The sequence below is a fragment of the Sphingomonas endolithica genome, from assembly GCF_025231525.1.
GTDB lineage: Bacteria > Pseudomonadota > Alphaproteobacteria > Sphingomonadales > Sphingomonadaceae > Sphingomonas > Sphingomonas endolithica.
In genome coordinates, this window is the sequence record NZ_CP103057.1 from 927,766 (window position 1) to 941,684 (window position 13,919).

A 13,919-nucleotide genomic window follows, 5' to 3' on the forward strand; every position below is an offset into this window, starting at 1 on the left:
AGCCGCTAGCTTGGCCCGCTCCACCCTTCAACCGGCCCCGGCCCTTGACCGGGAACGCTGCCGAACGGGCTATGATGACCATGCCAGACGCGTCTCCCCTGACAGAACTCGCCGCTGGTCGCCCGGCGCTGGTGTGGCGCCGGCAGATCGCCGACACGGAGACACCGGTTGCCGCAGCGCTCAAGCTGATCGAGCCCGGTCGCGGCGATTTCCTGCTCGAATCCGTCGAAGGCGGCGCGATCCGCGGGCGCCACAGCCTGATCGGACTCGCCCCCGACCTCGTGTTCCGCGCGCAGGACAATGCGGCGGAGATCAACCCGCATTGGCTGAGCGACCGCGATGCCTTCACGCCCTGCGACGCGCCCACGCTGGACGCGTTGCGCCAGCTCGTCGCCTCCTGCCGCATGGCCGTGCCACCGGAACTGCCACGCGCACTTGCCTGCCTGGTCGGCTATTTCGGCTATGAGACGGTCGGGCTGGTCGAAAAACTGCCGCAGCAGGACCAAGACCCGCTCGGCCTGCCGGACATGATCTTCGTGCGGCCGACGATCGTGCTGATCTTCGATCGCCTTGCCGATGCGCTGTTCCTGGTGGCACCGGTCTGGCCCGACGCCAGCCGTTCGCCAGCCGAGATCATTGCCGAAGCGGAGGAACGGATCGACACGGTCGCCGCGCGCCTCGCCAGTGGTGGCCTGCCGCCCCCTGCCCGGCTCGAGGCACTGCCCGAGGTGGCGCTCGCCCCGGTACTGGCGCCCGGCCGCTACGGCGAGATGGTAGCGCGCGCGAAGGACTATATCGTTGCCGGCGACATCTTCCAGGTCGTGCTGGCGCAGCGCTTCACCGTCCCCTTCCCGCTGCCACCGATCGAGCTCTACCGCGCACTGCGACGCATCAACCCGTCGCCCTTCCTCTATCATCTCGACCTGCCCGGCTTCACCCTCACCGGCTCCTCGCCCGAGATCCTGGTCCGCGTGCGCGACGGAGAGGTCACCATCCGTCCGATCGCCGGCACGCGCCCGCGCGGGCGAAGTGCAAGCGAGGATGAGGCCAACCGCACCAGCCTGCTGGCCGATCCCAAGGAACGCGCCGAACACCTGATGCTGCTAGATCTCGGCCGCAACGATGTCGGCCGCGTCGCCGATCGCGGCACGGTGCAGGTCACCGACAGCTACACGGTCGAATTCTACAGCCATGTCATGCACATCGTCTCGAACGTGGTCGGTCGGCTCGGCGAGGAGCATGACGCGATCGATGCGCTGCTCGCCGGCTTCCCCGCGGGCACGGTCAGCGGCGCGCCCAAGGTCCGCGCCTGCGGGGTGATTGCCGAGCTCGAATCGGAAAAGCGCGGCGCCTATGCCGGAGGTGTCGGCTATTTCTCGCCCGACGGCTCGATGGACAGCTGCATCGTGCTGCGCACCGCGGTGGTGAAGGACGGCGTCATGCACGTTCAGGCAGGCGCGGGCATCGTCGCCGACAGCGATCCGGCTTCCGAACAGCGCGAATGCGAGGCAAAGGCCGGCGCGCTGCTCGCCGCCGCACGCGAGGCGATCGCACGGGCTGGGGATAGCGGGTTCGGCCAGTAGCGCAGGCTGCTACGCAGGTCCTTGGGGAAAAGCGCGCATTCGTGCATGCACAATCCAAGCCGTCACCCTGACTTGTTCGGCAACTATCCCTTTTAAACATGATTTGTCATCCCCGCGAAGGCGGGGATCCATAATGTCGGGCTTAGCGGTTGAAATGCAGACGTTCGAGTATATGGATCCCCGCCTGCGCGGGGATGACGGATCATGATCGAACGGGATAGCCGCCGAATAAGTCCGGGGTGACGAATAGGAGCCAGATAGCGGCTCGCCTCGAGCCGCACACCCTATCGCAAGGAAGTTACCGCTCCCCGCCCGGTACGCGCGCCGCATCAGACCGCTGTTGGCGCTTGTCCGCGGCATAATCGCGCAACTGCTTCGCGACACAGCCCGTCTGCCCACCCGTGCCGACCGGCGAGCAGGTATTGGGCAAGCCCCCTGCCACGCGACCGACCTCGTCCATCGTCTCGGCGCGGTTCACCCAGCTCTGCGACGCCGCATCGGGCTTGGATTCGCGTAGATCCTTGGGGATCCGGTACGGGTCCTCCAGCGTGCCACAGACCACGACTTCGCCGGTCGATGTGGGCGGCGGGCACTTCTCGCCTTTTCGCAACTGCACGTTGCGGATTCGCTGCGGCGGCTGGCCGGTTTCCTCCTGTGCCTGTGCACCGGTCTGGATCGGGGTCCGTTGCGCCATGCCGGGCATGGCGATGGAGAGCAAAGCAACGGCTAGGGGCAAGCGGATCATCGGTCGGAACTCCTGTTTCACCCTTAACGTGCGGAGGCCGCGCTTGCTCCATGCTGAACAAGAAGCTGTCACGGGCCATGCTGTTGCGCTGTTCCCCCCATCGGCTATGGCGGCGACCATGATATTGGTCATCGACAATTACGACAGCTTTACCTGGAACCTGGTCCATTACCTGATGGAACTGGGTGTCGAGGTAAAGGTGGTGCGCAACGACGCGCTCACCGCGCGCGATGCGATCGCCAGCAACGCCCAGGGTTTCCTCATCTCCCCCGGCCCCTGCACCCCGAACGAAGCCGGCATCAGTCTCGATCTCGTCGCCGCTTGCGCCGCCGAACACAAGCCGCTGCTCGGCGTGTGCCTGGGCCATCAGGCGATCGGCCAGCATTTCGGCGGCGCAGTGGTGCGCGGCGGGCTGATGCACGGCAAGACCTCCCCGGTCGAGCATGACGGCACCGGCCTGTTCGCCGATCTGCCCAGCCCCTTCACCGCCACCCGCTACCATTCGCTGATCGTCGAGGACGTGCCCGACGACCTGATCGTCAACGCCCGCGCCGCCGATGGCTCGGTAATGGGCGTGGCCCATCGCACGCTGCCGATCCACGGCGTGCAGTTCCACCCGGAGAGCATCGCCACCGAACATGGCCACGCGCTGCTCGCCAATTTCCTGCGCATCGCCGGGCTACCGGTAGGTGAACGCGCGTGAGCCGATCCAGCCACCGTCATCCCGGACTTGATCCGGGATCCAGGGCGCCGCGTAGATCCATCAGCGGGTTTGAGACGACGGCGGTATTGAAATGACCACCATCACCCTGCTCCCAGACCCCAGCACGCCACTCAGCCACGAATCCGCGCGCCAGGCCTTTGCCGACATCCTCGACGCCCGCGCCTCCGAAGACGCGATCGCCGACTTCCTGACCGCGCTTGCCGAGCGCGGCGAGACGAGCATCGAGATCGCCGAGGGCGCCAAGGCGCTGCGCGAGCGCCTGATCCCGATCACCGCGCCAGCGGGCACTGTCGATGTGTGCGGCACCGGGGGCGATGGTCACCACACGCTCAACGTCTCGACCGCGGTCAGCCTGGTCGTCGCGGCGTGCGGCGTGCCGGTCGCCAAGAACGGCAACCGCGCCGCCTCGTCCAAGGCGGGCGCCGCCGATACGCTGGAGGCACTCGGCCTCGACATGGAGCGCGCCGGCGCCATGGCACAGGCCACGCTCGACGATCTCGGCATCTGCTTCCTGTTCGCGGCCAACCATCATCCGGCGATGAAGCGCATCACGCCGATCCGGCGCCGCATCGGCCGCCGCACGATCTTTAACCTGATGGGTCCGCTCGCCAATCCGGCGCATGTCACCCGCCAGTTGATCGGCATCGCCCGCCCGGATTATGCCGGCATCTATGCCGAGGCGCTCGAACAGCTCGGCACGGAATCGGCGATCGTCGTCTCGGGCGAGGAGGGGCTCGACGAACTTTCCGGCGCCGGCCCCAGCATCGTCGTCAATGTCGGCAGTGCCGCCTTCCCGACGCGGATCGCGCCCGAGGATGCCGGCCTGCCCCGCCACCCGATCGCGGCGATCCATGGCGGCGATCCCGCTTATAACGCACGCGCGCTGCGCCGCCTGCTGCATGGCGAAACCGGTGGCTATCGCGACGCGGTGCTGCTCAATGCCGCCGCTGCGTTGATGGTCGCCGGGCACAGCGATACCCTGCCCGAGGGCGCCGCCGCCGCTGCCGAGGCGCTCGATGCCGGGCGGGCGAACACCCTGCTCGACGCCTGGATTGCCTATTCATGACCGACATCCTCGATCGCATCCTCGAAACCAAGCGCGCCGAAGTGACGGTGCGCAAGGCGACCACCCCGCTTGCCGAACTGGACGCGCGTATCGACGCGCAGACGCCGCCACGCGGCTTCCGCGCCGCGCTGGATGCCCGGGCGCAAAGCGGCCACGCGCTGATCGCCGAGATCAAGAAGGCCAGCCCCTCCAAGGGCCTGATCCGCGCGGACTTCGATCCGCCGGCGCATGCCCGCGCCTATCAGGCAGGCGGCGCCGCCTGCCTGTCGGTGCTGACCGACGAGGCTTGGTTCCAGGGCGCGGATCACTATCTGACCGAGGCGCGCGACGCCTGCACGCTGCCGGTGCTGCGCAAGGAATTCATGATCGACCCCTGGCAGGCGCCGGAGGCGCGCGCGCTCGGCGCCGATGCCATCCTGCTGATCATGGCCGCGCTGGACGATGTCCTGCTCGCCGAGATCGAGGCCAGCGCGATCGAATGCGGCATGGACGTGCTGGTCGAGGTGCACGGACGCAAGGAATTGGATCGCGCGATGAAGCTCAAATCGCGCCTGATCGGGGTGAACAACCGCAACCTGCGCGATTTCACGGTCGATTTCGCGCGCACCTATGAACTGGTCGCCAAGGCGCCTGCCGGCTGCACCTTCGTGGCGGAAAGCGGCCTCACCACCCGCGCCGATCTCGACGCGATGGCGGAACACGGTGTGAAGTGCTTCCTGATCGGCGAGGCGCTGATGCGACAGGACGATGTCGAGGCAGCGACGCGGGTGCTGGTGGGATGATTGCTTTCGCTACCACCCCGGCGAAGGCCGGGGTGGTAGCGATACGATTATTGGCGTGCGCAGCGCCCCGTTACATCAACCTTCCCGCCTGGGCCCCGGCCTCCGCCGGGGTGGTAGCAGGAAGAAGAGCATGACCAACCTCACCCATCTCGACTCGGCCGGCGCCGCCCACATGGTCGACGTCTCCGCCAAGGAGATAACTGCTCGCGAGGCGACCGCCGAGGGCCGCATCACCATGTCCCCCGCCGCCGCCGAGGCGATCCGCACCGGCGCGGCCGCCAAGGGCGATGTGCTCGCCGTGGCGCGCATCGCCGGCATCATGGCGGCCAAGCGCACCAGCGACCTGATCCCGCTCTGCCACCCGCTACCGCTCACCCGCGTGGGCATAGAACTCGTCACCGACGACACCGGCATAACCGCCACCGCCACCGCGCGCACCGACGGCAAGACCGGCGTGGAGATGGAAGCACTGACCGCCGTCTCGGTAACGCTGCTGACGATCTACGACATGGCCAAGGCGATCGACAAAGGCATGCAGATCGACGGCGTGCGATTGCTCACCAAGACCGGCGGCAAATCCGGCGATTGGTCCGCGCAGACCTGACCCCCCCGGCTCGTCATCCTGACGAAAGTCAGGATCCAGCGCCAAACAGACAGTCGCCCGAGAGGCTCCTGGATCCTGACTTCCGTCAGGATGACGGTCGTGTGTGGAGAAAAGGCGGCACGCCCAACGCGCACCGCCCCCCGAGCCCCTCAGATCAGAACTTGCCGCTCAGCGACACGCCGATCACGCGCGGCTCGTTGAACACGGCCGCGTTGAAGTTCTCGATCACGCCCTTCAGGTTCTTCTCGTTGGTGATGTTGCGCGCGAACGCCGCGATCTCGTAGTTCCGGTCCGGCGTCGTATAGCCGACCTTCAACCCGCCCTCGATATTGCCGTCGGCATGGAATTCTGCCGTCTTGTAGAGCACCAGGTTGGTATAGCCCTGCGCGTTCCAGTCGGTCGAGACGAACAGATTGCCATCGTTCGACAGCGGAATGTCGTAGCGCACAGCGGCGTCCAGCTGCCACTTCGGGGCGTTGGGCAGCGGGTTGCCGTCGATCTGCGCGAAGGTGGTTGCCACGGCCGGGTTGCCGAGATTTCGGACGATCGTCGGATCCTGCACGGTGCAGGTCACGAACGCGCCGATCGCGCAGACCTGCGCATAGACGTTCTTGTCCTTGATCTCGGTGTGCAGCGCGCTGCCGCCCAGCGAGATGCTGATGTTGCGGATCGGGCGCCATTCCAGCTCGGCCTCGATGCCGTAAGCGTCGGCATGATCGGCGTTGAACAGCACGCCGTTGCCATTGGCATCGTTGCCGTTCAGCTGGATGTCCTTCACACGGTAGGTGAAGCCCGTCACGTTGAAGCGCATGTTGCTGAACGGGCGTGTCTTGAGCCCTGCCTCGTACGACATGATCGTTTCCGAATCTGCCGTGGTGAAGGCAGCACCGAACACCGCCGAGCGGCCCTGGATGGTCGGCCCGCGGAAGCCGCGCGCGACACGACCGTACAGGCTGATCGCGTCATTAGCTTCGTACAGCGCAGAGACGTCGAAGCTCGGCTCCTTGCCCGTCAGGCGAACGTCGCGCGGCGCGGTACCCGGGAAGTTCACCGTGCCATCCACGCGGTATGCCGGCGTGGTCAGAGTGGTGCGCTTCTTGTCCTTGGTATAACGCCCACCGGCGGTCAGCGTCAGCTTGTCGAAGCGATAGCTGATCTGGCCGAACGCCGCCCAGGACGTGTTGATGTCGTGCAGCTGCACGAAGTTGCGGCTGTTATACGCGCCATTGGTCGGCAGCAGCAACGATGCGCGCTGGCGGAATTCGGTGTCGTCACGCTGGTCGAAATAGAATCCGCCGATCTGCCACTTGAAGTCGGTGTCGCCGTTGCTCGCCAGGCGCAGTTCCTGCGTCCACTGGTCGAGATCGCGGATGCGGCCCTGGCTCTGGCCGGGGAAGCCGGTCGGGAACAGCACGGTCGTGCCGCCATCGGTATCGCCGCGGCTATAGCCCTTGGTCGTCTCGTAGGCAGTGATCGAGGTCAACGTCGCCGCGCCGAAGTCCCATGCCGCGTTCACCGACGCGCCATAGGTCTTGTACGCCTGCGGGTTGCCGACCGCTTCGTCGAGCGCAACGCTGTCGCGCGGCTCACGCTGGATGTTGTTCGATCCGCGCACCAGCGCACCGCGATGGAAGATCGTCGAGGTACCCTTGTAGTCACGGGCATGGCCGGAAACGTTGATGCTCAATGCATCCGTCGGCGTGAACAGCAATTGCAGCCGCACGTCCTTCTCATCGAACCCGCCCAGCGCATCCCTGCCGCCGCGCGTGCCGTCGGGCCCCGTGCCGGCGAACGTGTTGTCGACCCAATCGTCGCGATGCTGGTAGAGACCCGACAGGCGGAACGCGATCTTGTCGGCCACGATCGGCCCGCCGATGCCGGCATCGGCCGTGATCGTGTTGAAGCTGCCATAAGAAGCCGTCCCACGGCCCTGGAACGTCTGGCTCGGGCGGATCGTATCGAACTTGATGATGCCCGCCGTCGTGTTGCGGCCGAACAGCGAGCCCTGCGGCCCGCGCAGCACTTCCACCTGGTTGACGTCGAACACCGGGTTAGATTTCAGCACGACATGCTCGAGCACGACATCGTCCTGGATGATCGACACCGGCTGCGACGCACCGAGATAGAAATCGATGTTGCCGAGGCCACGGATGTAGAAGCGCGGGAAGATGCGCCCGGTGGTGCTTTCGGCATACAGGCCGGGCACGCGCCCGGCGAGGCTCAGGATATCCTCGCCACCGCTCTGGAAATCGCGCAGCGAATCGCCGCCGACCACGGCGACCGACACCGGCACCTTCTGCAGGTTCTCGGAGCGGCGCTCCGCCGTCACCACCACTTCGCCTAGATCGCTGTCCGAACCGCTATCGGCGACCGCCACCTCCGTCGCGTTCTGCGCCGAAGCGGCAGTCGCGCCCAGCATCGCGCCGAATGCGGCCCCGACGAGCAGGGTGGATTTGATGACGGTCTTGTTCAACATGAGTGTCCCTTTGGTAAGTCGATTGATCAGTGCGCACGACGGTGCTCGTCACCGTTGACGGTGCCGGCTGTCTATCTCTGACGATCTATGTCCCGCGCTGGCGTCGCCCTAGGAGCCGATTAAGACCGAACCGTGACAACGCTGGACAGCCGTGGATGATGGCCGGCGGGTGTGTGATCTTGGCAACGGTGCCGCATAGCGAGGGCAATTCCCTACTTGGTTCCCCGGCGAAGGCCGGCGCCCCGTAGCGCCGCAGATGAAACGGGAATCAACGTGAGCAAACGACCGTTCTAAGCCTGGCCCCCGGCCGCCGCCCGGGGACAGTAGCCAAAAGCGCTCGACCTTCACCCACTTCCCACGATACGCCGGCCGCCATGACCCTGCTCCCCGTCACCGAAGCCCAGCAGCGCCTGTTCGCGCTCGCACCCCGCGCCCCTGCCGAGACCGTGCCACTCGCCCAAGCCGTCGGCCGCTGGGCCGCCGCCGACGTGCTGGCCGATCGCACGCAGCCGGTGACCGATCTGTCGGCGATGGACGGCTACGCGATCCGCTACGCCGACCGCGCCGGCCCGTTTACTTTGGTCGGCGAAAGCGCCGCTGGCCGCCCCTTCACCGGCCCGATAACGGCCGGCGAAACGGTACGCATCTTCACCGGCGCCGCCATGCCCGATGGCGCGGACAGCGTCCTCGTCCAAGAAGAAGCGTCGCGTGAGGGCGACACGATCCTCCTCGCCGGCGAAGGCCCCCGCCGACAGGGCGGCAACGTTCGCCGACGCGGGCTTGATTTCACCACCGGTGACCGGCTGATCGCTGAGGGCCAGCGCCTCACCCCCGCGCGGCTCGCCGTCGCCGCGATCGGCGGGCATGGGGCGATTGCTGTCGGTCGGCGGCTCAGGGTGGCGGTCGTGGCGACGGGCGACGAACTCGTTCCCGCCGGCACCCTCCTCGCCCCCGGTCAGCTGCCGGAATCCAACGGGCTGATGCTGGCGGCCATGCTCGCGCCCTGGCCGGTCGACGTGATCGACCTCGGCATCCTGCCCGATGACCTTGCGGTCATGACGGCGGCCTTTGCGGCGGTCGATGCCGACATCCTCGTCACCACCGGCGGCGCCTCGGTCGGCGATCACGATCTGGTGCGCCCGGCGCTGGAGGGTGCCGGGGGCAGCATCGATTTCTGGCGCATTGCGCTGCGCCCCGGCAAGCCGATGATGGCCGGGCGTCTCGGTAACACGGTGGTGCTCGGGCTCCCCGGCAATCCCGTGTCCGCCTTCGTCACCGCAACCCTGTTCCTGCTGCCGCTGATCGCGGCAATGTCCGGCGCGGCCGATCCGATGCCGCCGCCAATGCCTGCGCGCCTTGGCGAAGACATACCGGCGAACGATCATCGCACCGATTACCTGCGTGCGCAGTTACGCGACGGCTGCGTGTTCGTCTCGACGATCCAGGACAGCTCGATGCTGCTGACACTGGCGCGAGCGGACTGCCTGCTGATCCGTGCCGCGGGCGCGCCGGCGGCAAAGGCGGGCGACTCAGCGGAAATCCTCAACCTTGCTTGACTTGGTGGTGAACGTTCCATAAAGGTTCCTCGTCTGTTCTGACGGAGGAACGCCAATGCTAACGCGCAAGCAGCACGAGCTTATCTGCTTCATCCACGATCGCCTGGAGGAAACCGGCGTGTCGCCCTCGTTCGAGGAAATGAAGGAGGCGCTCGACCTAAAGTCGAAGTCGGGCGTGCACCGCCTGATCAGCGCGCTCGAGGAACGCGGCTTCATCCGTCGCCTGCCCAATCGCGCCCGCGCGCTGGAAATCCTCAAGATGCCCGAGCGTGGCGAGGTCGTGAAGCTGGCCAAGAAGGCGCCGCGGGTCGAGGCGCCGCAACCTTCTCAACAGCCGCCGCGCCCCGCCCCGGCCAACGATGTGATCGAGATCCCGCTACACGGCCGGATCGCCGCCGGCGTGCCGATCGAGGCGTTCGAAAGCGATGCGATGCTCTCGGTGCCTGCCGCCTTGCTCGGCAGCGGCGATCATTATGCGCTCGAAGTCTCCGGCGACTCGATGGTCGAGGCCGGCATTCTCGACGGCGATTACGCGCTGATCCGGCGTCAGGAAGTCGCGCGTGACGGCGAGATCGTCGTGGCACTGATCGAAGAGGCAGAGGCCACGCTCAAATATTTCCGCCGCGAAGGGGCGATGGTGCGGCTCGATCCCGCCAACCGCGCCTACGATCCACAGCGCTACGCCCCGCAGCAGGTGCGCGTACAGGGTAAGCTCGCCGGTCTGCTTCGCCGCTACGACTGATCGCCGCCGGGCGCCGCCGCCAGGGATGGCGGTCGCCCGGCCGGTAAACCGTCTCGACATGGCCGGTGGACAGCGTGATTGCGACGCCGCCGGTCTTGGCGAGCATGGACCGATCGAGCCGTAGCCAGCGCGGCGCGCAGCCTCGCGGCAAGCGCCGCTCGCTGACCACGATATCGGCCTCGCGGCACGCGGCGATCAACTCACCCGCCGGTACCAAATAGGCGCTGCGCGTCGCCAGGATCCGCCATGTCCGTCCGCCCGCGACGCGGTCGGTCAGGCACAAATCCCGGTTGCACCGCGCCTCGGGCTGTTCGGCCAGCAGCAGCGGCGTGCCGTCTACGCCGCCATTCTCCGCCAGCATGTCGGCGGTATAATCCCCCACCCGGTCGCGCAGCATGGCCAGCCTGCCCGCGGCGGTGCGCACCGCGACATGCCGCCCGTCGCCGGTCACCAGCAGGTCCGGCGCCGGTGTCAGCAAGGCCCAGCCAAGGCCGAGCAGCAACGGCGCGAGACCCAGCCGCCGCCAGCGCGTGCGCCACAGCGCCACCCACAACCCACCCATGACCATCAGGCCGTAAGCACCCACTGGCATCGCCGGCAGCGCCGCCACCGATCCCGGCAGCGCGGCCGTGGTCCGCGCCAGCCACAACAGCGATCGCAGCGACGCATTAGTCAACCACCACGCTGGCGCGCCGAGCCCCGCAGTGTCCAGCAGCAGCGCAAGGGCCTCCAGCGGCATGATCACGAAGGTGGTCAGCGGAATGGCGACGATGTTGGCCAGCGCGCCGTACAGCCCAGCCTTGTGGAAATGGAACAAGGCGATCGGCATCAGGGCCAGCTCGACGGCCAGCCCGGTCAGCACCAGCGACCCGATCCCACGCCCGAACGCCTGCAGCCGCCCCTCGCCCCGCGGCGCGAACCACGCCGTCACGCGGGGATGCTCGTGCAGCGCGACGATCGCGGTGATGGCGGCGAAGGACAGCTGGAAGCTTGGGCCCGCCACCGCCTCCGGCCAGAGCAGCATCACGACCAGGGCGCCGGCCGCGACCAGCCGCAACGTCATCGCCTCGCGCCCCATCGCCAGGGCGACGAGCACCAGCAGCGCCGCGACGCACGATCGGATCGTCGGCACCTGGCTGCCGGTCAGCAAGGTATAGCCGATCGCCGCCCCGGCACCCGCCGCCGCGGCGATCAGCGGCAGCCGGAAACGCAACGCCAGCCATGGGCTGAGCGCCAGCAGCCGCAGCACGACGAGCATCGTCGCCGCGACCACCGCGGTGATGTGCAGTCCGCTGACCGACAGCAGATGCGCCAGCCCCGAGCGCCGCATCGCCAGGGCATCTTCCTCGCTGATCGCCCCCTGGTCGCCGGTCGCGAGCGCACTCGCAATCCCTCCGGGACTGCCGTCGACGCGGCTTTCGATATGCTGCGACAATCGCGCCCGCAGGTCCGATCCCACCGCTTCGCCCGGCGTGACCACCACGACCGGCGCGAAGCCACGCCCGGTCCCGCCGATCCGGTCGAACCAGGCGGTGCGCGCATAGTCGTACGCCCCCGGCACCGCGGGCTCGGGCGGCGGCATCAGCCGCGCCCGCAGCCCGATGATGCTGCCGCGGGTCAGTCCTGCAGGCACATCCTTCTCCGCGAGATTGACGCGGATGAAGCCCGGCAGCGTGGTGAGCCGCCCCTGCCGATCGGTCACGGGTTCCATGATCCTGGTCGGCGCCAGCCGCAACCGCACCAGATCGCGCGCGGCGAGCGGTTCCAAGCTCTCGACCCGCGCTTCGAACGCGACGATCATCGGCCGCGTCAGCACCACGCCCGCCACCCCCTCCGCGCGCCACCATATCAGCGCCAGCCCTGCCATGACGCAAAGCGCACCGACGAACACGATCCGTGCCGCTCGCCCCCCGTGCGCCACCGCCATCCCGCCCAGCGCCGCCGCACCGCACAGCGACAGCACCATCATCCAGGTCCGCGGATCGGGCAGCAGGAACCAGGCGGCGATACCCGCGCCGAATGCCACCGGCAGCCACAGCACGATCTGGTCGCGCTCCGCCTCCAGCCAGCGCTCGATGCCCGCGTGCGCCTGCGAAAGCGCCGACCAAGCGGTTTGAAGCCGCCATGGTCGCGTGCTAGGGGCGTCGGCGGCAGAGCTGGCCATAGTCCTCAAGTCTGAAAGGATGCGCGGTTGAGCGCAATAGCCGAACCGGGAGCGATCGCTTCCGGCACCCCCCAGGCGACGAAAGTCGTCACGCGTTTCGCACCATCGCCGACAGGCTTCCTGCATATCGGCGGGGCGCGCACCGCCTTGTTCAACTGGCTGTTCGCGCGCCATCATGGCGGCGACTTCCTGCTGCGCATCGAGGATACCGATCGCGCGCGCTCGACCCAACCGGCGATCGACGCAATCCTCGATTCAATGACGTGGCTGGGCCTCGATTGGGACGGCGACACCGTCTACCAATTCGCCCGTGCCGCGCGCCATGCCGAGGTCGCCAATGAGCTGCTCGCCAGCGGGCACGCCTATAAATGCTATGCGACCGCCGAAGAGCTGACGGCGCTCCGCGAGAGCCAGAAGGCCGCCAAGCAGCCGATGCGCTATGACGGCCGCTGGCGCGACCGACCGGCGAGCGAAGCCCCCGAGGGCGCGCCTTATGTCGTCCGCATCAAGGCCCCCAAGGATGGCGCGACCACGATCGAGGACCGGGTCCAGGGGCCGGTCACCGTGCAGAATGCCGAGCTCGACGATTTCGTCCTGCTGCGTTCGGACGGCACGCCGACCTACATGCTCGCGGTCGTCGTCGACGATCACGACATGGGCGTCACGCACGTCATCCGCGGCGACGATCATCTCAACAACGCCTTCCGCCAGCTGACCGTGATCCGCGGCATGGGCTGGCCCGAGCCGATCTATGCCCATATCCCGCTGATCCACGGCACCGATGGCGCGAAGCTCTCCAAGCGGCACGGCGCGATCGGGGTCGATTCCTACCGCGACGAGCTCGGCATCCTGCCCGAGGCGCTGGGCAATTACCTGCTCCGCCTGGGCTGGGGCCATGGCGACGACGAAGTGATCAGCCGCGAACAGGCGATCGAGTGGTTCGAACTTGCCGGCGTCGGCAAATCGCCGTCCCGCTTCGACCTGAAGAAGCTGGAGAACCTGAACGGCCACTATATCCGCAGCGCCGATGACGCACGCCTCGCAGGGCTGGTCGCCGAGCGACTCGAATTTGCGGTATCGCCCGAGCAGCTCGACCTGCTGCGGCGCGCCATGCCGGCGCTGAAGCCGCGCGCCGCCAACCTGAACGAGCTTGCCGGCAACACTGCGTTTCTGTTCCGCACCCGTCCTCTCCTGCTGGACAACGACGCAGCAGCACTACTCACCGCGGAATCGCGGGCGCTGCTCGCATCGGCGCACAGCAAGCTTGACGCGCTTGGCCGCTGGGATACGGAGAGCCTCGAAGACGCGGTTCGGCAGACGGCCGAGGAATCGGGTACGAAGCTCGGCCAAATTGCCCAGCCTCTGCGCGCGGCCTTGACCGGCAAGAAGACCTCCCCCGGCATCTTCGAGGTACTCGAACTCCTCGGTCGCGAGGAAAGCCTCGGCCGGATCGCCGATCAGATGACCGCCTGACCAG

10 protein-coding genes and 1 pseudogene are annotated in these 13,919 nt (G+C 67.4%); 8 read left to right on the forward strand and 3 right to left on the reverse strand.

Annotated features, from left to right (window positions below):
• The first annotated feature begins 71 nt into the window (after positions 1-71).
• Positions 72-1,583, forward strand: coding sequence for an anthranilate synthase component I (gene trpE / locus NV382_RS04410; RefSeq protein ID WP_418066754.1), 1,512 nt, complete (start codon positions 72-74; stop codon positions 1,581-1,583).
• A gap of 298 nt (positions 1,584-1,881) precedes the next feature.
• Here the strand turns inward: trpE and NV382_RS04415 are convergent, their stop codons facing one another.
• Positions 1,882-2,328 (reverse strand): hypothetical protein, encoded by a 447-nt coding sequence (locus NV382_RS04415; RefSeq protein WP_260599317.1) that lies wholly within the window; start codon positions 2,326-2,328, stop codon positions 1,882-1,884.
• Between the two features lie 118 nt (positions 2,329-2,446).
• Here NV382_RS04415 and NV382_RS04420 point away from each other — a divergent pair, with 118 nt between their 5' ends.
• The 4 genes from NV382_RS04420 to moaC all read left to right on the forward strand — a co-directional run bounded on the left by NV382_RS04420 (position 2,447) and on the right by moaC (position 5,504).
• On the forward strand, positions 2,447-3,031 hold the full coding sequence (locus NV382_RS04420; RefSeq protein ID WP_260599318.1) for an anthranilate synthase component II: 585 nt from the start codon (positions 2,447-2,449) through the stop codon (positions 3,029-3,031).
• A 91-nt stretch (positions 3,032-3,122) separates the two neighbouring features.
• Positions 3,123-4,118 (forward strand): anthranilate phosphoribosyltransferase, encoded by a 996-nt coding sequence (trpD, locus tag NV382_RS04425; RefSeq protein ID WP_260599319.1) that lies wholly within the window; start codon positions 3,123-3,125, stop codon positions 4,116-4,118.
• On the forward strand, positions 4,115-4,900 hold the full coding sequence (gene trpC / locus NV382_RS04430) for an indole-3-glycerol phosphate synthase TrpC (protein ID WP_260599320.1): 786 nt from the start codon (positions 4,115-4,117) through the stop codon (positions 4,898-4,900). The genes trpD and trpC overlap by 4 nt, the downstream gene beginning before the upstream one ends.
• Before the next feature lie 130 nt (positions 4,901-5,030).
• The gene (gene moaC, locus NV382_RS04435) at positions 5,031-5,504 is read left to right on the forward strand and encodes a cyclic pyranopterin monophosphate synthase MoaC (RefSeq protein WP_260599321.1); all 474 of its coding nucleotides are present in this window, start codon (positions 5,031-5,033) and stop codon (positions 5,502-5,504) included.
• A 154-nt stretch (positions 5,505-5,658) separates the two neighbouring features.
• On the opposite strand, the gene NV382_RS04440 is transcribed toward moaC, so the two are convergent.
• Entirely contained in the window at positions 5,659-7,980 is a 2,322-nt protein-coding gene (locus NV382_RS04440; protein WP_260599322.1) for a TonB-dependent receptor, read from the reverse strand.
• 374 nt (positions 7,981-8,354) lie between these two features.
• Between NV382_RS04440 and NV382_RS04445 the strand changes: the two genes are divergently transcribed.
• Together NV382_RS04445 and lexA are read left to right on the forward strand one after the other, a co-directional pair.
• Positions 8,355-9,536 (forward strand): molybdopterin molybdotransferase MoeA, encoded by a 1,182-nt coding sequence (locus NV382_RS04445; RefSeq protein ID WP_260599323.1) that lies wholly within the window; start codon positions 8,355-8,357, stop codon positions 9,534-9,536.
• 55 nt (positions 9,537-9,591) lie between these two features.
• A complete protein-coding gene (lexA, locus tag NV382_RS04450) occupies positions 9,592-10,278 on the forward strand; it encodes a transcriptional repressor LexA (protein WP_260599324.1) in 687 nt (228 codons plus the stop codon).
• A gap of 7 nt (positions 10,279-10,285) precedes the next feature.
• On the opposite strand, the pseudogene NV382_RS04455 reads toward lexA, so the two are convergent.
• Positions 10,286-12,442, reverse strand: a pseudogene (locus tag NV382_RS04455) (ComEC/Rec2 family competence protein); the annotation flags it as partial.
• A 27-nt stretch (positions 12,443-12,469) separates the two neighbouring features.
• Between NV382_RS04455 and gltX the strand changes: the two are divergent.
• Positions 12,470-13,915, forward strand: coding sequence for a glutamate--tRNA ligase (gene gltX / locus NV382_RS04460; protein ID WP_260599325.1), 1,446 nt, complete (start codon positions 12,470-12,472; stop codon positions 13,913-13,915).
• Positions 13,916-13,919 lie beyond the last annotated feature (4 nt).